Below are 22713 nucleotides of genomic sequence, written 5' to 3'. Positions count from 1 at the left end.
TCTTCGCCTCCATCGACTACACCCTCGGCGCCAATGTCGAGAACGTGTTGCTCACCGGCACTGCCAACCTCAACGGTACCGGCAACGAGCTGAACAACCGCATGACCGGTAACGATGGCAACAACACCCTCGATGGCGGCCTGGGTGCTGACACCATGATCGGTGGACTGGGCAACGACACCTACATCGTCGACAACGCCGGCGACACCGTCATCGAAACCAGCACTTTGGCCAGTGAAATCGATACCGTACGGTCGTCGGTGAACTGGACTCTGGGTGACAACCTGGAAAATCTTGAACTGACAGGCAGCAGCAACCTCAACGGTACCGGTAACGCCCTGAACAACACATTGACTGGCAATGACGGCGACAACCTGCTCAACGGCGGAGCCGGCAATGACATTCTCATCGGCGGTCTGGGCACCGATACGCTGACGGGTGGTTCAGGTGCTGACACCTTCGTGTTCAACGCCTGGAACGAAACCGGTACTGGCAATCTGCGCGACGTCATCACCGACTTCAACAGCCTGCAAGGCGACAAGATCGACCTGACGAAATTTGATGCCAACCTGCTGGATGCCAGTTTCAATGGTTTCTCTTTCATCGGTGCAGCCGATTTCACCGGCGCAGGCCAACTGCGCTTCGTCGACCACATGCTGTCGGGTAACGTCAGCGGCAACGCCGGTGCGGACTTCGAGATCCAGCTGGTGGGTGTGAACAGCTTCAGCGCCAACGATCTGGTGGCCTGATACAACGGCTACCCGACCTGCTCGCAGGTCGGGACACCCACAAAAACGCCCCGATTATTCGGGGCGTTTTTGTGGGTCTCGATAAGCCGTAGCGCTAGGTCAAAACACCCAATTCCTTAGCCCGCGCCACCGCCTGCGTGCGTCGCTCAACCCCTAACTTGCTGTTGATATGGCTGGCGTGGGTTTTCACCGTATGCAGTGAAATGAACAATTGCTCGCTGATTTCCTGATTCGAGCAACCCTGTGCGATCAGGCGTAGCACTGCCAGCTCGCGGCTGCTGAGTTGTTCGGTGGCGCCGGACTCAACTGCCGGACGGGCTGTAAGCGGCGGGAAGTGCTCCAGCAATTGTTGCCCGGATAACGTCGGTGAAGTCTGTAACTGTCCGCGCACCCAGTCCGCGTGTTCCTTCACCAAGCTATCGAACGGCTGCAGCACGCCCCCCGCCGCCGCTTCCAGCGCCTGATTCAATGCCTTGCGCGCTTCCGGCTCTCGCCCACCCGCCAGCAGCAACGCAACCTTTTGGGTCAACGCCATCACGCTGAGCAACTGACGACCGGTTTGCTGACCATTTTCATGCAGCACGTTCAAGCGCCCTTCGGCGAGCATCGGCTGCCCTTTAATCACATCGAGCAGCGCCTGTTGCAACTCAACATGCAACGGCAACTGTGGATGAAATTCCGGCGGAGCCGCGGCGCGTTCGCCCGTGTACGTCTGGCCCAGTCGCGCCAGCCAGGCTTCAGCCAGATCAGTACGACCCTGCGCCAGCCAGAGTTCACATTTGACCAGCGTGATCATCGCCAGATAGTAGATGGGCGGCACGTCCCAGATGTGCATCAGGCGTTCGGCTTCGGCGAGTTCGGCAAAGGCTTTGGCGAATTCGCCGCTCGCGCCGTCCAGGCGTGCAATCACGCAGTGACCGATCAACACGCTGATGTCACGACAGGCGCGCGCCTCGCCAATACCAGCCAGTAACCGCGCGCGCGCGGCCTGTGGCTGCAAGCGCATCGCCAGCAGAAAACCTTCGTACAGCGTCAGCCGTGCGCGCACCGCGTACAAGCGTTGCGGTGACAGGCCACGCAGGCGTTCCAGGCCCTGATGCACTTCATCCAGTGCCCGCAGGATTTCGCCGCGCGCCTGCAACACGCGGGCGCGGTCGTAATGCGCCAAGGCTTCGAAGAGGGGATTGCCGACGCGTTGCGCCAGCTCAAGGGATTCGCGGTTCAGGCCACGGGCACGCCACAGGTCGCCGTCAGCGATTGCCAGATTGGACAAGGTCGACAAACACATCAGCCGTTGGCCATAACGCTTGGCCGGCAGGCTCTCCAGCGCTTCGGTGCAATACCTGAGGGTTAACTCTCGATGGCCGCGGCCACGGGCAATGATTCCGCTCAGCGCCAGCCATTGCGCCAGCATCGACTTTTGCGCCGTGGCGGACGGGGCCGGCAGGAAACGACTCAAGTGGCTGGACAACTCTTCGGCCGCGTCGAGCTGACAGGCCAGCCCAAGCGCCCAGCTATAAAGGACGATCAAGCGCGGCGTGCTGATCAGCAGGCTATCAGGCAAGTCCATTTTCCAGCGCAGCAGCATGCCGACGTTTTGCTCGGCAAGCAGTTGTTCTTCTGAAAGGTTCTGTACCAGATTCGCCGCCACATCGAGGTGACCGGCGCGCAAGGCCTGTTCCACCGCTTCGTCGAGCAGGCCCTGGGCATTGAACCAGCGACAGGCACGCAGGTGCAGCGTGGCGGTCGGCACCATCGCCTGGGCAATCGGCCGGCTGCGCAACAAATCGGAAAACAGATGATGATAGCGATACCAGTGCCCGTGTTCGTCCAGCGGTACCAGAAACACCTGATGCGCCAGCAGGAAACGCAGGATCTCGGCACTGTCATGGGCTTCACGCACCGCATCGCAGAGTTCGCTGCAAAAGCGTTCCTGCGGGGCAGTGTCGTAGAGAAACGCCTGCACTTCGGTGGGCAGACAATCGATGACTTCTTCAAGCAGATAGTCGCGGATCAGCCCTTCCCCGCCGTTCAGTGCCTGAGGCAAAGCGGCATCGCCACCGGCTTCGGACACCGCCAGTAGCCAGAAACGCAATCCCGCCACCCAGCCTTCACTGCGCAGGATCAGATTCTCCAAGGCTTCGCCGCGCAGTGAAGTGCTGTGGCGATCAAGTAACGTCAGGGCTTCGTCGTGGGTCAGGCGCAGATCCTGCTCATGCAGTTCAAGCAATTGCCGGGACAGGCGCAAGCGCGCCAGATGCCAGTCCGGGCGCTGCCGACTGGTGACCATCACCAGCAAGCCGTCGGGCAAGTGATTGAGGAAAAACTGCAGGCAACGGTCCAGGACCGGCCCTTGGGCGAGATGGTAATCGTCGAGCACCAACAGCAATGGACTCAGCGGATCGAGGTGCAATGCCAGCTCATCGAGCAGACCGTCGAGCCACTCTTCGAAGGCGAAGGGCTGATGGCGTTGACGCATTTTCAGCAGGCCGAGTGCGCGACTGCCCAATTGCGGAAAATAATCCTGCAAGCCTTCGAGCAGGCGCTCGAGAAACCGCCCAGGGTCACTGTCGCGAGGGCTCAAACCCAGCCACAGGCTTTGCCAGTGCGCAGGCAGGCTCTGGCAGAACTCCACCGCCAACGAGCTTTTGCCGAACCCGGCGGGAGCGCTGACCAGCAACAGCCGTCCACCGAGCCCCGCTTGCAGGCGCTCGCAAAGGCGTGGTCGCAACACATAGCCATCAGGCAGCGGCGGGCGAAAAAAACGCCCGGCCAGTGCCGCGACAGCAACGCTTGCGGGACCCGGAAGTGGGGACAGATCAGTCATGGCCGGCTCTTGTTCGAATTGCAGTTGGCGGCGTTGCAGATGTCCGCAGACTAGCCTTAAACGAACCGGTTATGAAGGTTGCTGCTACAAATGGCTACAAAAAAGCTACAGACAAAAAAACGCCCCGAACCGGTCGGGGCGTTTTCACGAGGATGCGGCCTCGCTTTACAACGGTTTAGCGAACACCCTCCTGGCGCAAAGCGGCAGGGGTGAAGTCGCTGGTGGTGGCGGTGAAGCCGAAGTCATAGGCCTGCTTCTCTTCGTTCTTCATGCCCAGCGCCAGATAGCGGCCGGATTGCAGGTCGTAGAGCGTTTCCAGCGCGTACCACGGCACTTGCTTGTCGTAGTAGTTCTCGGCATGCGCCTCGGCTACGCGCCACAGTTGTCCACGACCGTCGTAGTGGTCGATGACGGCTGCTTGCCAGGTGTCTTCATCGATGTAGAAGTCACGCTTGGCGTAGATGTGGCGCTGACCTTCCTTGAGGGTCGCCACTACGTGCCAGACGCGACGCAACTCGTAACGCGCCAGATCCTGGTTGATGTGGCCAGCCTTGATGATGTCGGTGTATTTCAGTTTCGGATCGTCGAGCTTGTAGCTGTCGGAGGCGATGTACATCTCTTTCTTGCCTTCGAGTTTCCAGTCGTAGCGATCCGGCGCACCGTTGTACATATCGAGGTTGTCGGAGGTACGCAGACCATCCGCCGCAGTACCCGGACCGTCATAGGACACTTGTGGCGCGCGGCGCACACGACGCTGACCGGCGTTGTAGACCCACGCCGAACGTGGCTCTTTCACTTGGTCGAGGGTTTCGTGCACCAGCAGCACACCACCGGCCAGACGCGCCGGCGCGGTCACTTTCTGCTTGAAGTAGAAGAGGATGTTGCCAGGGTTCTTCGGATCGTAGTCCTTCATCTTGTCGCGAAACACGAACTGGTCCTGGAAGTACACCAGGCTGAACGAGCCGTTCGGCTGTGGCGTCGCCTGGGTCACCAGACGGGTCACGCTGCCGCCGCGATAGCGGGTGATGTGGTTCCAGATGACTTCCACGCCGCTTTTCGGGATCGGGAACGGTACGGCCGTTTCGAAGTTCTCCAGCCCGTTGCCGCCGGACACCAGATTGGTATTGGTGGCGTTTTTCTTGATCGCGGCAAACACGTCATCCGGCACGGTAGCACCGCGATGGGACGGGTAAACCGGCATCTTGAAGCTATCCGGGTAGCGCTTGAACATCGCGTACTGGCCCGGGGCGAGCTTGTCCTTGTATTGATCCACGTTCTGCGCAGTGATGGTGAACAGCGGTTTCTCACTTGCATACGGGTCAGACAGGAACCCCTTGCTGTCGACGGTGCCCGCATTCTTGGGCATCGGTTTCCAGGCAGGAATCGAACCGTCGGCATTACCGGCCATTTCGGCGCCCATCGGGGTCAGGCTCTTGCCCAGTTTGTCGGCTTCGGCAGCAGGCACCGCGGCCATGACACCGGTCGCCAGCAGCGACAGGCCCAGAACGCTGGCATGGAACAGACTCTTTGTTATTTTCATAAATTCGTTCGTCCTGAAATGCAGTGCTTAGAAGTTCACGCCGAAGCTGAGCGCTACGAAATCGCGGTCATCCACCGTGGTGTACTTGCCGTCGAAGAAGTTGGTGTACGCCAGGCTCGCGGTGTAGGTGTTCTGGTACTCGGCATCGACGCCCAGGCTGACGGCTTTGCGACCTTCCTCGAAGTTACCGCCAGGGCCTGGCGAGTAGCCGCTGACGTCATGAGACCAAGCCACGTTCGGCTTGAGGTTCACGCCAGCGAATACATCGTTGTATTCCCAGATGGCGCGACCGCGGTAGCCCCAGGACGCGGCAGTGGTGAAACCTTCGTTGGTGCAATTACGGCTGCGGTTGTTCTGCGGCGAACCTGGCCCCGCACCGTTGATGGTGCCGTTGTTGAGAATGTTGGCGCAGGTGTCGACGCCACCGGTGGCTGGCAGTTCGCCCGGGCCGTAGACCGGGTCACGGCCATAACGCTTGTCGGACTTGCTTTCCAGACCGCCCACGTAAGTCATGCCCACCTCACCCACCAGGGTCAGACGGCTGGCGCCCATCACCTGATCGAAGAAGTGCGTGAAGGTGGTTTGCAGTTGGGTGATTTCCTTGCGCTCGTAACCATGCAGATCCTGGCCCGGTACACCGTTTAGCAGCGACGCATTGCTGTACGGGCCGCCCAGCGGACGGACACCGGCGAACAGGATATCGGTAGAGTTCAGTTGTACCGGTGCGTTCGGCCGGTAGCTGATTTCACCGCTCCACGCCGTACCGGTAGGCAGGGTGGTGGAGAAACTCAAGCCGTAGAGACGGATGTCTTCAGGGTATTCGACAAAGTACTTCGAGTTACCCGCGACCAACAGCGGCCCCAGTGCACGAAATGCCGCGGGTAGTGCCGCCACGCCGTTATAGACCGATTGTGGCGCGCCCGTGGCGCTGAAGATCGGTGCACGGCTGTGGTAGTTCATGAAATAGGCACCGAATTCGGTGTCCAGCGGCTCGTACATGTAGCGGAACGACGCGCCCCACTGACCGCTGTCACGGGCATCGCGGTCGGCGCCACGGCGCACCAGAACCCCCTCTTCGTTGACATTGACCCCGTTGGCCGCCAAAGGCCCCAAGGCAATGCCCGGTATCTGCGAGCGCTTGTTCAAAACCCGCAGGTTGTCGGTGCAACCGTCGGCAATGATGTCCGGCTGAGCGAAGAAGGTGCCGCAGTTGTCGACGACGGTCTGGTCCCATTCCAACTGATAGAAGGCTTCGGCCGACAGGTTTTCGGTCAGGCTCTGGGACACGTAGAACATGTTGACCGGGATCAGGCCTTCCTTGATCTCGGCGCCCGGACGACGGAATGCAGACACGTCGATCGGGTTGATCGAGTTGATACCGCCGCCGATGAAGGTACTTTCACCCCAGCTTACGACCTGCTTGCCCAGACGCACGGAGCCTGGCTCATCGGCGATGGAGTAGTTGTGGTAGACGAAGGCATCGAGAATCTGCCCGCCCGAGGATTTGGCGCCCTCCTTGCGGTTGTTGTCGCTGATGTCCTTGAACTGGCGGCTTTCATCCTTGAGTTCGAAGTCGTACCAGTATTTGCCACGAACGAACACACCGGTGTCGCCGTATTTCAGTTCGAGGTCATGGATACCCTTGAAGATCTTCGAGAACGTCTCTCCGCTCTTGAAGTTGGCGTGACCGTCGTCAGATGTCTGGGACAGGCCGTGACCGCCGTTGTTGACGCCGATGAGGTTCTTGTTCGGCTGCTGAGTAGACCAACTGGCACCGATCGACAGGGACGAATCGAACTGGCCTTCGATTTCACCGACGTTGAAACTGACGCCGAATGCGGGCCCGGCGAGCGAAGAGGCAAGACTGACCGCCAGAGGCAGTTTCGCCCGGCGCCAGAACTGGTTTACTGAGGTCATCGACGCTACTCCATGTGCATTATTGTTATGGCAGTGAGTACTTTTAAAAACGCCTGAAGGACCGGCTGCCAAAGGCTGACCGAAATCACTCCAAAGATGCATCGCCCCGTTTTGTGCGTGTGCCCCGTTCTTAAAAATCCTTGAGTGGACTATAGCCAGCAGGTTGTAGAGCTTGATCCCTCTAAAGTGTGATTTGCAGCTGCCGGCCACTCTGGAACAGTCCTTTTGCCAGTCCGACACATGTCGGCACGGCAAGGATGGCTGATTTTTTCGATTTCACAAGCCAAGCGCTTGCTTGGGGGGCCTGGCGCGCCGTTTTCGGCGCGCCGGCGGACACTCAAAGTGTCGAAAGGAAGGTACTGTTGTTGGCCTGCCATTGGGTGATGTCGAGGCGGATGCGCTTCTTGTCGAGCTTGCCAACGCTGGTCTTGGGAATTTCGGTAACAAGGGCAATCTGGCTCGGAATCGCCCACTTGCTCAGGTGCCCCAATTCCACAAACGGCTTGAGGTGTTCCTTGAGCTCACGCGCCCCGATCTCGTGCCCTTCACGGATCACCAGCAGGGCAAACGGACGCTCCCCCCACTGCGGATCAGCGATGCCCACCACTGCTACTTCGCGTACCGCGACATGGCGGCTGATCAGGTCTTCGAGGTCCAGCGAGGAAATCCATTCGCCACCGGTCTTGATCACGTCCTTGATGCGGTCACGGATGTCGATCACGCCCATGCTGTCGAGCGTCGCCACGTCACCGGTGTGCAGCCAGCCGCCGGCCCAGAGCTCAGCGCCCTTCTGCGGCTCGTTGAAATAGCCTTCGGTCAGCCATGGCGCGCGCAATACCAGTTCGCCTTGAGTCTCACCGTCGGCCGGGAGGAAATTGCCCTCGGCGTCGATGATCGCGGCTTCCACCAACGGCCCCGGTACACCGGCCTTGATCCGATACGTGGTGCGCTCATCCTCGGTGCCGGCCATCAGCTCATCATTGAGATGTGCGCAGGAAACCAGCGGCCCGGTTTCCGACATGCCGTACGCCGCCGTGAGCTGAATGCCGCGCTCCTTGGCGTTTTCATACAAGGTGCGATTGAGTGCGCTGCCGCCAATGACGATTTTCCAGCCACCGAAATCGGTGCCTTGCGCGCCCTTGGCATTGAGCAGCATTTGCAGGATCGTCGGCACGCAGTGGGAGAACGTGACCTTCTCCTTGCGCCACAACTCCACCAGAAACTCCGGATCGTAACGCCCCGGGTAAACCTGTTTGAGCCCGAGCATGGTCGCCACATACGGCAGGCCCCAGGCGTGTACGTGGAACATCGGGGTGATCGGCATGTACACGTCGCTGGTGCCGAGCAGGCGCACGCTGTCGATGCAGCCCATGATCGTCGACACACCCATGGTGTGCAGCACCAGTTGCCGATGGGTGAAATACACGCCTTTCGGGTTGCCGGTGGTGCCGGTCGTGTAGAACGTGGTGGCAACCGAATTTTCGTCGAAATCCTGGAAGTCGTACTGCGGGCTCGCGGCGGCCAGCAGTTGTTCGTACTCGCCAACCAGATTCGGCAACTCGGCGGTTTTTTCCGGCAGGTCGGTGAGCAGCAGGGTTTTCTCGACGGTGGTCAGTTGCGGCGCGATGGCCTGATAGAGACCTGCAAACTCGCTGTTGACCAGCACAAAGCGGTCCTCGGCGTGGTTCATGGTGTAGAGGATCTGTTCAGGCGACAGACGCACGTTGATCGTGTGGATCACCGCGCCGATCATCGGCACGGCAAACATGCATTCCAGATAACGATGGCTGTCCCAGTCCATCACCGCCACGGTGTCACCGGCCTTGACGCCCGCCGCCGTCAGCACATTGGCCAGCCGCGCCACACGCTCGATCAGGGTCGGATAGCTGTAGCGCAACTGGTCTCGGTAGACGATCTCGCGGGTTTTCTCGTAACGGGCGCCGGACATCAGCAGCCGCTTGATCAGCAATGGATACTGGTAGGCCCCATCGGCCGGGGGAATGACGCGAGTCTGCAACATAAGAATCCCTTTTCTGACTGCACGGTGTTGGCGTAGAGATTTGTACTCTAAAACCCTTATACGCCAGCCAAATCAGCCAAAGGAATGATTTGCACAGCCGTACAAATGCTAGCTTTGCGCCAGCATTTGCCGGTTATCCATCGCCTAGTGCATCTCGGTGAACGCCAGCTTCACGCCGATAGCGATCAGCACCGCGCCCATGGTGCGGTCGAACCAGTGGCCCATGCGGGCGAAACCGGCGCGCACGCGCTGTTGGCTGAACAGCATCGCGACAAGGCAGAACCAGGTGGCGGTCGCGACGGCCAGGTAAACCCCGTAACCGGCCTGCACCGACAGCGGCGTATGCGGGTTGATCACCACAGTGAACAGTGACAGGAAAAACAGCGTGGCTTTCGGGTTCAGGCCGTTAGTCACAAAGCCTGAAGTGAACGCGCCGCGTGCGGTGCGCTCACCGGCTTCTTTGTGCAGATCATCGCTGACGGTTTTCGCCGGTTGCGCGCGCAGGGCCTTGAAGCCGATGTACAGCAAATAAGCCGCCGCCGCCCATTTCAACGCGTTGAACAACACGATCGACTGCGACACGATCAGGCCGATGCCGAGCAACGAATAGCCAACGTGCAGAAAAATCGCCGTGCCCACACCCAGCGCCGTCCATGTGCCGGCGCGGCGACCGTGGGTCACGCTCTCGCGCACCACCACGGCAAAGTCCGGGCCGGGGCTGGCGACGGCCAGCAAGTGGATCAGTGCAACGGTCAAGAACTCGGTCCAGTACATGGGGGCTCCTTTAGGCCAGGCGTAACGTTTTGTTTCATCTGATAGGCTCGGCAGATTACGCCTTCCGTTCACCGCACAAAAGGTACAGTTGATGACTAACTCGCGCCGCGCCGTATTCCTCGATCACCCTTCGCTGGATCTCGGCGATCTTGACCTCAGCCCTTTGCGCGCCTGCTTCACTGACTTGCAACTGTTCACCCAGACCCTGCCTGAACACGTCGCCGAACGCCTGCAAGGTGCCACCGTGGCCATAACCAACAAGATCCTGATCGACGACGCAGCGATGGCCGCCAGCCCGGAACTGAAACTGATCCTGATCACCGCCACCGGCACCAATAACGTTGATCTGGCCGCCGCCCGTGCTCACGGCATCACCGTGTGCAACTGCCAGGGTTACGGCACGCCATCGGTGGCGCAGCACACGATCATGCTGCTGCTCAATCTCGCCACGCGCTTGGCCGATTACCAGCAAGCGGTGGGCGAAGGTCGCTGGCAGCAAGCAAAACAGTTCTGTCTGCTGGACTACCCGATTGTCGAACTGGAAGGCAAAACCCTCGGCCTGCTTGGGCATGGCGAACTCGGCGGTGCCGTTGCCCGGTTGGCTGAAGCCTTCGGCATGCGCGTGCTGCTGGGGCAAATCCCCGGCCGCCCGGCCCGGCCGGATCGTCTGCCACTGGATCAATTGCTGCCGCAGATCGACGCCCTGACCCTGCACTGCCCGCTCAACGAGCACACTCGCCACTTCATCGGTGCTCGCGAACTGGCGTCGATGAAGCCCGGCGCGTTCGTGGTCAATACCGCCCGTGGCGGACTGATCGACGAACAGGCCTTGGCCGACGCCTTGCGCAATGGCCATCTCGGCGGCGCCGCTACCGATGTGCTCAGCGTCGAGCCGCCCACCCGGGGCAATCCACTGCTGGCCGCCGACATCCCGCGCCTGATCGTCACGCCGCACAACGCTTGGGGCAGTCGCGAGGCCCGGCAACGTATCGTGGGTCAATTGACTGAAAACGCTCAGGCGTTTTTCAGCGCTAAGGCGCTGCGGGTCGTCAGTTGATAAACTGCGGCACTTTTTTTTGAGGAGCAGTTATGGATCCGCGCAGTGAAGTACTGCTTCGTCAGGCCGAGTTATTCCAGGGCTCGCTATTGCTGGCCGGATTGCCTGCCGACGATTTGCTCGCACGTCTGCCCAACGCCTTTGGCTGGTGCTGGCACGCTGGCGATCAAGCCGCGCTCGACGCTCGCTTCGAAGGCCGCAGCCACTTTGGCGTGAATATCCCGGAGCGCGAATTCGACAGCGCCGTGGTGTTTCTGCCCAAATCCAAAGACCTGACCGATTACATCCTCAACGCTGTGGCCGCACGTCTGCCGGGGCGTGAGGTGTTTCTGGTCGGGGAAAAACGCAGCGGCATCGAAGGTGCGTCCAAGCAACTCAACCCGTTCGGCAAGCCGCGCAAACTCGACAGCGCCCGGCATTGCCAACTGTGGCAAGTGACCGTGGCCAATGCGCCAGAAGCAAAATCGCTGGAAAGCCTGGCGCAGACTTACGAATTGCCGCTGGCTGAAGGCCCGTTGAAAGTCATCAGCCTGCCCGGCGTGTTCAGCCACGGCCGACTGGATCGCGGCAGTGCCCTGCTGCTGGAACATCTGGACAAACTGCCGAGCGGTCATCTGCTCGACTTCGGTTGTGGCGCGGGCGTGTTGGGGGCAGCGGTCAAACGTCGTTACCCGCACAACCAGGTCACGTTGCTGGACGTCGATGCGTTTGCTGCGGCCAGCAGTCGTCTGACCTTGGCGGCCAACGGCCTGGAAGGCGAGGTGCTGACCGGTGACGGAATCGATGCGGCACCAATGGGTTTGAGCGCGATTCTGAGCAACCCGCCGTTCCATGTCGGCGTGCACACCGATTATTTCGCCACCGAGAACTTGCTGCGAAAAGCGGCCAAACATCTGAAAAACGGTGGCGAACTGCGCTTGGTGGCGAACAGTTTCCTGAAGTATCAGCCACTGATCGAAGAGCATCTGGGCGTGTGTGCGATCAAGGCCGAGGGCAACGGATTCCGGATTTACCGGGCCAAGCGCGGCTGAAAATTAGCACTTGCCGAATGGATTCTGCCTAGGCAGAATCCGCTCCGTCCTAGGGGAGTAGTCTCCCACGAGCGCCAAGCTCGTCCGGCATACGTCAACATACTTGATCCTCAGATCATGGCGTATGCGACCCAAGCGTCCGCACCAGACGGATAGCAGGGTTTGACAAGACCTATGACACGAACACCTTACCCGGGGCGGGAAGGCTGTACGTGTCATAGCCGTGTCGACCCGCCCCTTAGGAAATCCTGATGCTGGACTCGTTACTCGTTCCCACCGCAATCGTTGCCTTGGCCGAAATCGGCGACAAGACGCAACTGCTCGCGCTGATTCTCGCCGCTCGCTTCCGCAAACCCTGGCCGATCATTGCCGGTATCGTCGCCGCAACGCTGGCCAACCACGCAGCAGCCGGTGCGGTCGGTGCCTGGTTCGGCAGCTTCTTCTCCGATTCGGTACTGCACTGGATTCTCGCCGCCAGCTTTACGGCCACGGCGTTGTGGACGCTGGTCCCGGACAAAATGGACGACGATGAAGCGAGCACGGCACGCAAATTCGGGCCGTTCCTCACGACGCTGATTGCGTTCTTCCTCGCGGAAATCGGAGACAAGACCCAGATCGCCACCGTCATGCTGGCTGCGCAATATCCGGAATTGTGGCTGGTGATTATCGGCACCACCCTGGGCATGTTGATTGCCAACGTGCCGGTGGTATTGGCCGGTAATTTTGCGGCGGAAAAACTGCCACTGACATTGATCCGTCGATTGGCGGCTTCGGCATTCCTGATTTTGGCAGTCGTTGCGGTGTACAAGGCGATGCAAAGCAGTGGCTGGGTTTGACGGCGTAAGTCGATAGACCCTGTCAGCGTTCTTCGCGAGCAAACCAGCCCCCACTATGGAGTGCATTCCAAAGTGAGAGCGGGCTTGCTCGCGAAGGGGCAATCAGCCTCGCTGCAAAACCATCAGGACTTCGGCGCTTTCTCGTACAGCGGCATGACCTTCGGAATCGCCGCCTGCAACGAGGCAATACGGCTGCTCGACGCCGGGTGAGTGCTCATGAACTCCGGTGGAGAACCTTCCGAAGCCTTGCTCATCTTGTTCCACAAGGTGATCGCCGCGTTCGGGTTGTAACCGGCGCGAGCGGCCAGTTCCAGACCAATCAGGTCGGCTTCGTTTTCGTTGGCTCGGCTGTTGGGCAAGGTCATGCCGTAGTTGGCCACGGTGTCGGCCAGCGCCAGGCTGTCCTGCCCCAGACCAAACAGTGCGCCCGCGCCCTGTTTGGCCATTTCAACGCCATAGGCCTTGGACATCGCTTCACGACCGTGCTCGCGCAGGGCGTGGGCAATTTCATGGCCCATGACCGCCGCGATTTCATCGTCGGTGAGTTTCAGGCTGTCGATCAGCCCGGTGTAGAAGATGATCTTGCCGCCGGGGCCGCAGTTGGCGTTGAGCTCATCGCTCTTGATCAGATTGACTTCCCATTGCCACTGCGCGGCATCCGGGCGGAAGTTCGGCGCCTGAGCGATCAAGCGGTTGGCAATCGCCTGAACGCGCTTGGCCTCAGGACTGGTTTTGTCCAGCACGCCTTTGCTCGACGCCTCGCCGACGGTTTTCTGATACGACTGGGCATACATCTGGTCGACCTCTTGCGAGGACAGCATGCTGAACATGTACTGCTTGCGCTCCACCCCTACGGCTCCGCCGCTGGTGGTGTTGACCGACTGACAACCGGCCAGCAACAGCGCTGCGCTCAGTGCACTTACAACCAATGTCTTGTTCATTCAAAAGCTCCCTGAAAACGTGCGCGTATCGTAGGCGGGTAATGGTATCGGCGCCAGAGTCAACAGACGTATTGCAGCGGCTTTCAGATATTTCCCGCCCGCACTGTCGTAAAAAATTCACAGCGACCGCAAGCCCCCGACAACTGCGTCGCGCACGCATCCATTTGCGACATCCCCACCCAATTGCGCCTTGCACCATTCATGGCTCATTGCCCGCTGCCGATACATCACCGCAGACATCCTCTTGCGTGCGGAGCTCCCATGAAGTTCAAGTCGATCCAGTTTTCCGTCGCCGCCCTGGCCGGCGCTATCGTACTCAGCGTGGTTGCCGCGCTGGTGCTGTACGCGCTGTTCTCTGGCGCCCGCACTCAGGAAATGGTGCAGCAACGCACCCAGGCCCAGTTTGAACAAGTCATCGAACAGCGACTGACCTCACTGGCACAAACCCAGGTCAGCCAGATTCAGCGCGAACTCGAAGCGCCGTTGCTGATTGCCGGCGGGCTGGTGCGGGTCAACGCCTTGCTCGGCACGCCCGGCGCCGATGGCCAGCCACGCCTGAGCGTCAGCCGTGAACAGTTGATCAGCCTGATCAAAGAGAACGTCGAAAAGAACCCGAAGATTCTCGGCACCTACATCGCGTGGGAAAAAAACGCACTGGACCACAATGACGCAGCCTACGTCGGTACCCGCGTCGTCGGTATCGACGCGGCCAACGGGCGCTTCCTGCCATGGTGGTTCCGCAACGACGACGGCACCCTGGGCCTGGACAAACTGGTGGACGTCGACGACCAGAAAGTCCTCTCCACCGGCGTGCGCGCCAGCGAGTACTACCTGTGTTCGAAAGAGCGCAAAAAATCCTGCGTGATCGATCCTGCGCCCTACAAGGTCGGCGACAAGATCGTCATGCTCGCCTCCTTTATCGAACCGATCATGCTCAACGGCGCATTCCAGGGCATCGTCGGCGCCGACCTGTCGGTGAACTTCATCCAGGAAATGCTCCTGGGCGCCAATCAGAAACTCTACAGCGGCGCCGGAGAAATGGCCCTGATCGGCAGCAATGGCCGGATCGTCGCCTACACCAAGGATCCGAGCAAATTCGGCGAAAAGGTCAGCGACATTCTCGACGCCGAACAGATTGCCAGCATGGCCAACCTCAAGCGCGGCGAAGTCACCTACTCCGTCAATAAGGACAAGGGGCGCATCGAATTGTACTTGCCGTTCGGCATTGGCCAGACTGACGCGCGCTGGACGTTGATGCTGCAATTACCGCTCAACGCGGTGATGGCTGATCTGCAAAAACTGCAGGGCGACCTCGATGCCCAGCGCAAGTCCGACACCTTCGGCATGGCCATGGTCGGTCTGATCATCGCTGGCGTCGGCCTGCTGGTGATCTGGCTGGTGGGCCACGGCATTGCCCGGCCACTCAAGCAGATGGTCGCGATGCTGGATGACATTGCCCAGGGTGAAGGTGATCTGACCCGTCGCTTGAGCAGTGATCGCAGCGACGAATTGGGTTCGATTGCCAAGGGTTTCAACACCTTCCTGAGCAAGTTGCAGGCGATGATTACCCAAGTGGTGACGTCGGTGCAGAGCGTCAGCGACTCGTCGGAACACACCGCCGACATCGCGATTCGCACCAACATCGGCATCCAGAAACAAATGGCCGAGATCGATCAGGTCGCCACCGCCGTGCAGGAAATGACCGCCACCGCGCAAGATGTGGCGCGCAACGCGACCCAAGCGGCGCAAGCAGCGAGCCATGCCGATCAAGCCGCCAGCCAGGGCATGCAGATTGTCCGCGATACCTCCCATTCGATTGGCGTGCTGGCGGTGGAAATCGGCAAGGCTGTGGGTGTGGTGCAAACCCTGGCCAAGGACAGCGAGAACATCAACGCGATCCTCACCGCGATTCGCGGGATCGCCGAACAGACCAACCTGTTGGCGCTGAACGCGGCGATCGAAGCGGCGCGTGCCGGCGAACAAGGTCGCGGCTTTGCGGTGGTGGCGGACGAGGTGCGCAATCTGGCGCAGAAAACCCAGAAAGCCACCGAAGAAATCCAGACCATGATCCAGCAACTGCAACAGGGCACCCGCGATGTGGTGCGGGTCATGGAAGACAGCCAGAACCGCACCGACGAAAGCGTGCAGCACGCCTCGAAAGCGGCCGAGGCGCTGGAGACGATTACCCAGGCGGTGTCGGTGATCAACGACATGAATACGCAGATTGCCAGTGCGGCCGAGGAGCAGAGCGCGGTGGCCGATGACATCAACCGCAACGTGATCAATATTGGCCAGGTGGCCAATGAGGTGGCGGGCGGCGCGGATGAGTCGAGTTCGGCCAGTGCCGACCTGACCAAACTGGCGGAGCAGCAGCGGCGGTTGATCAATCAGTTCAAGGTCTGATCCAAAGGCGCCTTGTCGAGCAAGCCCGCTACCACCCTGGAGTGAATTCCAATGGTGGGCGCGGGCTTGCGCGCCAAGGCGTCAATGCAGTCAACGCACTACCCCGGGGTCAGACACTCCGGCCCATTGAGCTTCGGATCATTGATCAGATTCGCCAGCACCCGCTCGCGCAGCGCGGCAGGCTCACTGGCCAGCAAACCCTGCAACACATGCAACGGTGTTTCGGGATTGAGCCAAGCGGCCTGCCCCGCCTCATCGAGAATCAACGGCCGGCGCTGACTGGCCGCCGGCTGAGTGATGACGGCGGTACTCAGCCACACCTGTTCCTGCACCGGATATGCCTCCCAGATCGCCGCAAAAAACAGCGAAGAACCCTCCCCCGGCGTCAGCCAGTACGGGCGTTTGCGTTGGGTACCCCGCCACTCGTAAAAGCCGTTGGCCGGCAGCAGGCAGCGACGCAGGCGCAGTGCCTCGCGAAACATCGGCTGTTCGGCCACTGTTTCTGCCCGGGCATGCGCCGGTGTTTTCGACAAATCGGTCAACCACGGCGGCGTCAGCCCCCATCGGGCCCGGGCCAGCGTGCGCTGGCCGTCGGCCTCGGCGCGCAGCATCAACACCGAATCATTGGGGGAAATGTTCCACTGCGCCTGTTGATCGGCGGGAAAACCAGGCAGCGCCGCGAAGTCGCGGTTCCAGCGAAACAGGGCATAACGTCCACACATGGGGCAACACGACTCAGAAGTAAAACGAACGTCAGCCTAACAGACCAGCGTCCCGGGGAAGCTCTCCGGTTCATCGCCGGGCAGCGGCAGCGCGGCATTGTACGCGGTGATCAGTTCGCGGGCGTACTCGGCCTGATCGTTATCCACCGAAAGCCCCAGCAGTCCAAAAATCGGCAATTCACCCGTGCCGCCGAGCAGATCCCGGCCCACCAGGTGCGCTTCAATACCTTCGCTGGCGAGCATGCCTTTGAGCATTTCGCCTTCCATCAGGCTCTCCGGTTCGTAGATTCGCTGCATGGGCGCCCCTCACTCGTTTTCGCTGAAGACTTCCAGGTGCCATTCTTCTTCGTGAACCTGCAATACGAATGTGATCGGCCGACAACACACCTGACAGTCCTCGATGTAGGTCTGGTCGCCGCCAGACAGATCCAGCGTCGTCTCGACATCTTCACCACAATACGGACATTCATACTCAGCGGTTTCCAGCATCGCGGTCTCCCAAGTGACTTGTGCGTATAATCGCCGGTCTATTTGCAGGGCTATTTTTGTCTGGCTACCTTTTCAGACCGTGCCCCGCGGGTTTTCGATCAAAACCTTTACTTACCCTAGCCGTTTCCAACAAGAGAGCATGATGGGCGAATTCGATGCCATCCGACCTTACGACGACAGCGAAGTACCTGCGGTACTGGCAAGACTGCTCGGCGACAAGGCGTTTCTAGATATCCTCACCCACTTCCGCTTCCCGCGTTTTGCCGGTCCTTTCGGCTGGATGCTCAAACCCCTTATAGCCCATCGGCTGCGTCGTGAGTTCGCCGGCGTCAACTCGGTAGCTACCTTACAAGATAAAGTCGAGTTCTACGTCGACCACACCATCGAGCGCGCCACCGATGGCGTGACCTACACCGGTGTCGAGCAATTCAAGTCAGGCAGTGCCTATCTGTTCATCGCCAACCACCGCGACATCGTGATGGACCCGGCCTTCGTCAACTATGCCGTGTACCACGCCGGCCTGCCGACCCCGCGTATCGCCATCGGCGACAACCTTTTGCAAAAGCCGTTCGTCAGCGATCTGATGCGCCTGAACAAGAGTTTTATCGTTCACCGTTCGATCACCGGGCGCCGCGAGAAAATGGCCGCGTACCAGTTGCTGTCGGCCTACATCAACCACTCGATCCGCAACGACTGCGCCTCGATCTGGATCGCGCAGGCCGAAGGCCGGGCGAAGGATGGCGACGACCGCACCGAGTCGGCGATCCTCAAAATGTTCCACATGAGCCGCAAGGACGAACCGTTCGGCGAAGTGATTCAGTCACTGAACGTCACCCCGGTGTCGATCAGCTACGAATACGACCCCTGCGACCAGGCCAAGGCCCGCGAGCTGTACATCCGCGCCACCACCGGCACCTACGCCAAAGTGCCGGGCGAAGATGACGTGAGCATCGCCAAGGGCATCACCGGCTACAAGGGCCGGGTGCATGTGAACTTTGCCGCGCCGATCACCGAGTGCTTCGAAGACACCAAGCAATTGGCGATCGAGATGGACAAGCAGATTCTGGGCGGCTACCGCCTGTTCCCGGTGCATTACCTGGCCTATGCGCAGTGGGCGGACGCTGATCCACAATTGAACGTGCCGAAGGCTGCGGAGGTATTCCCGGCCGATGAATTGGCCAAGGCGCAAGAAGAGTGGCAGAGCCGACTGGATGCTTGCCCTGAAGAGCATCGCCCGTATCTGGTGCTGCAATATGCAACGCCGGTGCGCAATCAGTACCGGGTCAAGGCTGGGTTAGCGCTGTAAGCGGCGTCGGCCAGATACAGAAACGGCGCCCTCGAGCGCCGTTTTTCATGCCTGAAAATCATCAGTAGCGCGTGCTGATCCACGAAATGAGCAGTGCCAGGCCCAGGCAGGCAAAGCCAAAGCGATAGAAAAACCGATTCATGCGCAGCGTTGCCCAATCCAGAATCGGTTCGGCATTGGGCTGAGCCTGACGCTGGGCCGCGATACTGGCCATGGCGCGCTGTTCACGGCGGCGGGTCGCGTGCAGCAACCAACTGCCCGGAAACGCGAGCAACAGTGCCAGCAGATTGATCAATTTGGCGGGATGGGCGGTAAACAGCGTCATCAAGTGCAGCGACATCACAGACCCTCAAACTTAATCGGTGTGGCAGGCGCCAGGCGCGACGACCGCGGCGCGGATTTTACCGAAACATACCTTCGACGCCTCCCCTTTACGACAAATAACGCATCAATCGACCGATGGCTGTCCTGTGTCACGGCTTCGTCATGTGGATGCACCACCATGCGCGCCTCGAAACCGACACGGAACACGTCATGCTTCACGCTGAAAACCAGGATCGCCTGTACCTCATCACCCCCTACGACGATCAGCAAAGTCTCGTCGGCAGCCTTGCCTTCAATGTTCAGGATCGCCACTGGCTGGTGTATTGCGCCCTCGGCGGGCATCAGCATGCGGATTTGCCGGAGACGGATCTGCTGACAGGCGTGAGCGTTCTCGATTTCTATTCTCAAGCCGCCTGACCCGCCGCCGCTCCCACAGGGGATTTGTGCAAGGTTCAAAGACAGCGCCCACAAAAAAGCCCGGAGCCATCACTGGCACCGGGCTTTTTTATCTGCGCCGAAAGCTTACTCGGCGAGGACCTGACCCACGGTCGGGTCCTTGAACAGACGCGTCAACGCATCGCTCAACACGTCGCTGACCAGTTTGGTGTTGGTTTCCTGGTTGGGCGCCATGCCGAAGCGCTGATCCAGCGAAGCGCCGTAACGGCCGCTGTAGCGACGGTTGGCGTTCTGCACGTCGGAGCGGAAGGTCGCGCCAATAGTCGCCTCGGTCACGTACATGCCTTCTTTCGGCGACTGGTATTTCAGCTCCGCCAGGGTCACGGTCAACTGCGGTGCGTTCGGTGCGTTGTTGGTCGGGGTGAACCCGAGCAGACGCACGGCGGCTTCAGCCTGAGCCTGCAACTTGGGCAGGATCTGCTCGCGCTGCACGCTGATGACGCTGGTTTCCGGGTACAGACCGCCACGGGTGCCCAGGGTTGGCGACGGACGACCGTCGACCACACGCACCACCACAGGCTGGCCACGGCCGACCGCCGCCAGTTGCGTGGTCAGCTTCGGTTCCGGACTCAGTTGTTGCGGGCTGTGGGCGCAGCCGGCCAGAGTCAAACCGGCCACAGTGATCAAACCGAACAACAGGCGTTGCAACATGCTCTTTTCTCCAGAATCAGGCACAAACAGGCCCGCAGTATAGCGGTGGGCCACTGCGCGGAACCAGCACCGCACAATGAATACTGAAATGTCTGACAAACCCTGATGAAAGCGGTTCCTGTCACAGATTGTTCACCGCCCATACACCTTGACGTCACGGCCTGCGGGCAAGCTCGAACCAGTCCTCCAACAAGGTACTCGGCCATGCGCTATTTGATCTCGTTGTTCGCCCCACGCCCGCTGCACCGCTGCTTTGCCCTGCTCGACCGCAACGGCCACTGCCAGGCGTTCAAGCAGTGCAGCCTGCAGCCAATGGGCGACGGATGGGTGGAAATCGAAGAAATCCGCCTCAATTGGTTGCGTAAACCGCTGCCTGCCAGCGCCCGGATCGCCCCGCGTCAACCGCGCGCAAACGCTCAGGTCCAGTTGAGCATCTGACCGGATGCCTAATAAAAGTCATTAAACACAACCAACTCCGCGCATTTCTTCGATACAATCTCCCCCCGATTATAAGGACGTCTCCTGATCGGGCCCCGCAACAGCGTCAATGCGCATGCATCGACATCCAAATCGCCCACAGAGAGCCGCCCACACAGATCGAGTGAAGTTGGCGTGCTTGCCTGTTCCTGCGGCAAAAACCCGCTTTTCGCGAATCTGCAGAGCTGTCATTACGCTCGGCCACCGAGATGTTTTGCCCCTTCGGGCAGGTTGCCAGGCTTGGACAGCCCTTTTTTGAGGTTCACGTCTTCAAAAGAGCGTGAAAAAAACGGGTTTTCACAACTTCACAAGAGTGTGGCGAGCAAATGAATAGTTTTGCGTCTGAACATGCACCATTAGCGTCTGAAACAGCCCAACGACACAGGACCGGGTATACCTCGAATACCAGAGCCTGAAGCCTGTCCGCTACGGATTTGGTTGCACAAAACGGATGTCTCGACCATAAGTCGAATTGCCAGCCGCGCGCTGAAATGAGTTCATGGAGCTCGTAAAGCCAGGCCGCATGCGTCCGTCGAAGTTGCGAAAAATTGCGAAGATTCGGACATGGCGAACCTGACCATGGGCATCCTGGGTTTACTGACCTGCCCTTGAATGCCTGGCAGCCATGCCGACAATTTGGTGCTGCAGATTTTGGAGACGCGTTAAATGGCGCATAACGAAGCAGTCGACGTAGTTCTGGTTGGGGCCGGCATCATGAGTGCCACCCTTGCCGTACTGCTCAAAGAGCTCGATCCGGCGATCAAGCTGGAAGTTGTCGAGCTGATGGATTCCGGTGCTGCCGAGAGTTCCAACCCATGGAACAACGCCGGTACCGGCCACGCTGGCCTGTGTGAGCTGAACTACACGCCGCAGGCGGCTGATGGCACCGTCGACATCAAGAAAGCCGTGCACATCAACACCCAGTTCGAGGTGTCGAAGCAGTTCTGGTCGTACCTGACCAAGAAAGGCACGTTCGGCTCGTGCAAATCCTTCATCAGCCCGGTCCCGCATCTGAGCTTCGTGCAGGGCGACAAAGGCGTTTCCTTCCTCAAGGAACGCTTTGATGTGCTGCACAAGCACCACGCGTTTTCCGACATGGAATACACCGAAGACAAGGCCACAATGGCCGAGTGGATGCCGTTGATGATGCCGGGGCGCGCGCCGGACGAAGTGCTCGCCGCGACCCGGGTGATGAACGGTACCGACGTCAATTTCGGCGCTCTGACCAATCAGTTGCTCAAGCACCTGACCAGCGCCCCCGACGCTCAAGTCAAATACTGCAAACGCGTCACCGGCCTCAAGCGTAACGGCGCCGGCTGGACCGTCAGCATCAAGGACGTCAACAGCGGCAGCAGCCGTGAAGTCGACGCCAAATTCGTTTTCCTCGGCGCGGGTGGCGCGGCACTGCCGTTGCTGCAGGCTTCGGGTATCGAAGAAAGCAAAGGTTTCGGCGGTTTCCCGATCAGCGGCCAGTGGCTGCGTTGCGATAATCCGCAAGTGGTCAAACACCACCAGGCCAAGGTCTACAGCCAGGCAGCGGTGGGTTCGCCACCGATGTCGGTGCCGCACCTGGACACCCGCGTGGTCGATGGCAAGAAATCCCTGCTGTTCGGGCCATACGCCGGTTTCACCACCAAGTTCCTCAAGCACGGCTCCTTCATGGACCTGCCGATGTCGGTTCGCGCCGGCAACATCGGGCCGATGCTGGCGGTGGCGAAGAACAACATGGACCTGACCAAATACCTGGTCAGCGAAGTGATGCAGTCGATGGAGCAGCGCCTGGAATCCCTGCGCCGCTTCTACCCTGAGGCGAAAGCCGAAGACTGGCGCCTGGAAGTGGCCGGTCAGCGGGTGCAGATCATCAAGAAAGACCCGAAAAAGGGCGGCATCCTGCAATTCGGTACCGAGCTGGTTTCGGCCAAGGACGGCTCCCTCGCCGCCCTGCTCGGTGCTTCGCCGGGTGCATCAGTGACCGTTTCGATCATGCTCGAACTGATCGAGAAGTGCTTCCCGGGCAAGGCCAAGGGTGAGTGGGCGGCCAAACTGGCCGAAATCTTCCCGGCCCGTGAAAAAGTCCTGGAAACCGATGCGGCGCTGTATCGCAAGATCAACACGCAGAACAACATCGCCCTGGAACTGGTTGAAGAAAGCAGCGAGACCCCAAGCTACGCTTGATCTTGCCGCATAAAAAAC

20 protein-coding genes and 1 riboswitch are annotated in these 22713 nt (G+C 59.9%); of the genes, 9 read left to right on the top strand and 11 right to left on the bottom strand.

Features of this window, described 5'->3' with window-relative positions; genetic code table 11:
* Window positions 1-749, top strand: a 749-nt coding sequence (locus AACY11_RS22330; RefSeq protein WP_339495738.1) for a calcium-binding protein, incomplete at its 5' end; no start/stop codon positions are given.
* A gap of 94 nt (window positions 750-843) precedes the next feature.
* Here AACY11_RS22330 and AACY11_RS22325 read toward each other — a convergent pair.
* The 5 genes from AACY11_RS22325 to AACY11_RS22305 all read right to left on the bottom strand — a co-directional run bounded on the left by AACY11_RS22325 (window position 844) and on the right by AACY11_RS22305 (window position 9827).
* Window positions 844-3576 (bottom strand): LuxR C-terminal-related transcriptional regulator, encoded by a 2733-nt coding sequence (locus tag AACY11_RS22325; protein WP_339495737.1) that lies wholly within the window; start codon window positions 3574-3576, stop codon window positions 844-846.
* A gap of 175 nt (window positions 3577-3751) precedes the next feature.
* Window positions 3752-5116: a DUF1329 domain-containing protein gene (locus AACY11_RS22320; protein ID WP_339432171.1), complete on the bottom strand. Its 1365-nt coding sequence runs from the start codon at window positions 5114-5116 to the stop codon at window positions 3752-3754.
* A 27-nt stretch (window positions 5117-5143) separates the two neighbouring features.
* A complete protein-coding gene (locus AACY11_RS22315) occupies window positions 5144-7033 on the bottom strand; it encodes a DUF1302 domain-containing protein (protein WP_339432172.1) in 1890 nt (629 codons plus the stop codon).
* Window positions 7034-7370: 337 nt separating this feature from the next.
* Complete coding sequence (locus tag AACY11_RS22310) at window positions 7371-9053, bottom strand: fatty acid--CoA ligase (RefSeq protein ID WP_339465309.1); 1683 nt, start codon at window positions 9051-9053, stop codon at window positions 7371-7373.
* 144 nt (window positions 9054-9197) lie between these two features.
* A complete protein-coding gene (locus tag AACY11_RS22305; RefSeq protein WP_339432174.1) occupies window positions 9198-9827 on the bottom strand; it encodes a LysE family translocator in 630 nt (209 codons plus the stop codon).
* Between the two features lie 91 nt (window positions 9828-9918).
* Between AACY11_RS22305 and AACY11_RS22300 the strand changes: the two genes are divergently transcribed.
* The 3 genes from AACY11_RS22300 to AACY11_RS22290 all read left to right on the top strand — a co-directional run bounded on the left by AACY11_RS22300 (window position 9919) and on the right by AACY11_RS22290 (window position 12751).
* Entirely contained in the window at window positions 9919-10884 is a 966-nt protein-coding gene (locus AACY11_RS22300) for a 2-hydroxyacid dehydrogenase (protein WP_339495736.1), read from the top strand.
* A gap of 32 nt (window positions 10885-10916) precedes the next feature.
* Window positions 10917-11915, top strand: coding sequence for a class I SAM-dependent methyltransferase (locus AACY11_RS22295; RefSeq protein ID WP_221731534.1), 999 nt, complete (start codon window positions 10917-10919; stop codon window positions 11913-11915).
* A gap of 39 nt (window positions 11916-11954) precedes the next feature.
* Window positions 11955-12079: riboswitch (yybP-ykoY riboswitch) on the top strand.
* A gap of 87 nt (window positions 12080-12166) precedes the next feature.
* A complete protein-coding gene (locus AACY11_RS22290; protein ID WP_221731535.1) occupies window positions 12167-12751 on the top strand; it encodes a TMEM165/GDT1 family protein in 585 nt (194 codons plus the stop codon).
* A gap of 122 nt (window positions 12752-12873) precedes the next feature.
* On the opposite strand, the gene AACY11_RS22285 is transcribed toward AACY11_RS22290, so the two are convergent.
* Window positions 12874-13692, bottom strand: coding sequence for a M48 family metallopeptidase (locus AACY11_RS22285; protein WP_339432177.1), 819 nt, complete (start codon window positions 13690-13692; stop codon window positions 12874-12876).
* Between the two features lie 261 nt (window positions 13693-13953).
* Between AACY11_RS22285 and AACY11_RS22280 the strand changes: the two genes are divergently transcribed.
* Window positions 13954-16095, top strand: coding sequence for a methyl-accepting chemotaxis protein (locus AACY11_RS22280; RefSeq protein WP_339495735.1), 2142 nt, complete (start codon window positions 13954-13956; stop codon window positions 16093-16095).
* A gap of 98 nt (window positions 16096-16193) precedes the next feature.
* Here the strand turns inward: AACY11_RS22280 and AACY11_RS22275 are convergent, their stop codons facing one another.
* Genes AACY11_RS22275 through AACY11_RS22265 form a run of 3 tightly spaced genes read right to left on the bottom strand, consistent with a single transcriptional unit; the run spans window position 16194 to window position 17306 of the window.
* On the bottom strand, window positions 16194-16817 hold the full coding sequence (locus tag AACY11_RS22275; protein WP_339432179.1) for an SOS response-associated peptidase: 624 nt from the start codon (window positions 16815-16817) through the stop codon (window positions 16194-16196).
* A gap of 36 nt (window positions 16818-16853) precedes the next feature.
* Window positions 16854-17114: a putative signal transducing protein gene (locus AACY11_RS22270; RefSeq protein ID WP_215502366.1), complete on the bottom strand. Its 261-nt coding sequence runs from the start codon at window positions 17112-17114 to the stop codon at window positions 16854-16856.
* A 9-nt stretch (window positions 17115-17123) separates the two neighbouring features.
* Entirely contained in the window at window positions 17124-17306 is a 183-nt protein-coding gene (locus AACY11_RS22265) for a CPXCG motif-containing cysteine-rich protein (protein WP_339432181.1), read from the bottom strand.
* A 142-nt stretch (window positions 17307-17448) separates the two neighbouring features.
* Here AACY11_RS22265 and AACY11_RS22260 point away from each other — a divergent pair, with 142 nt between their 5' ends.
* On the top strand, window positions 17449-18612 hold the full coding sequence (locus AACY11_RS22260; RefSeq protein WP_339465314.1) for a 1-acyl-sn-glycerol-3-phosphate acyltransferase: 1164 nt from the start codon (window positions 17449-17451) through the stop codon (window positions 18610-18612).
* Between the two features lie 61 nt (window positions 18613-18673).
* Here AACY11_RS22260 and AACY11_RS22255 read toward each other — a convergent pair whose 3' ends face one another.
* A complete protein-coding gene (locus AACY11_RS22255) occupies window positions 18674-18952 on the bottom strand; it encodes a hypothetical protein (RefSeq protein ID WP_221731542.1) in 279 nt (92 codons plus the stop codon).
* A 194-nt stretch (window positions 18953-19146) separates the two neighbouring features.
* Between AACY11_RS22255 and AACY11_RS22250 the strand changes: the two genes are divergently transcribed.
* Window positions 19147-19353: a hypothetical protein gene (locus AACY11_RS22250; RefSeq protein WP_016770662.1), complete on the top strand. Its 207-nt coding sequence runs from the start codon at window positions 19147-19149 to the stop codon at window positions 19351-19353.
* 105 nt (window positions 19354-19458) lie between these two features.
* Here AACY11_RS22250 and AACY11_RS22245 read toward each other — a convergent pair whose 3' ends face one another.
* Window positions 19459-20043 carry a YajG family lipoprotein gene (locus AACY11_RS22245; protein ID WP_221731543.1) on the bottom strand — a complete coding sequence of 195 codons (585 nt, stop codon included), beginning with the start codon at window positions 20041-20043 and terminating at the stop codon, window positions 19459-19461.
* A 204-nt stretch (window positions 20044-20247) separates the two neighbouring features.
* Between AACY11_RS22245 and AACY11_RS22240 the strand changes: the two genes are divergently transcribed.
* Both AACY11_RS22240 and mqo read left to right on the top strand, forming a co-directional pair.
* The gene (locus AACY11_RS22240) at window positions 20248-20481 is read left to right on the top strand and encodes a hypothetical protein (RefSeq protein WP_339465315.1); all 234 of its coding nucleotides are present in this window, start codon (window positions 20248-20250) and stop codon (window positions 20479-20481) included.
* A gap of 705 nt (window positions 20482-21186) precedes the next feature.
* Complete coding sequence (mqo, locus tag AACY11_RS22235) at window positions 21187-22695, top strand: malate dehydrogenase (quinone) (RefSeq protein ID WP_339432184.1); 1509 nt, start codon at window positions 21187-21189, stop codon at window positions 22693-22695.
* Window positions 22696-22713: the final 18 nt, after the last annotated feature.

Source organism: Pseudomonas sp. RA_105y_Pfl2_P56, from assembly GCF_963970845.1.
Classification (GTDB): Bacteria; Pseudomonadota; Gammaproteobacteria; order Pseudomonadales; family Pseudomonadaceae; genus Aquipseudomonas; species Aquipseudomonas baetica_A.
This window is presented reverse-complemented; position numbering and strand designations above follow the sequence as displayed.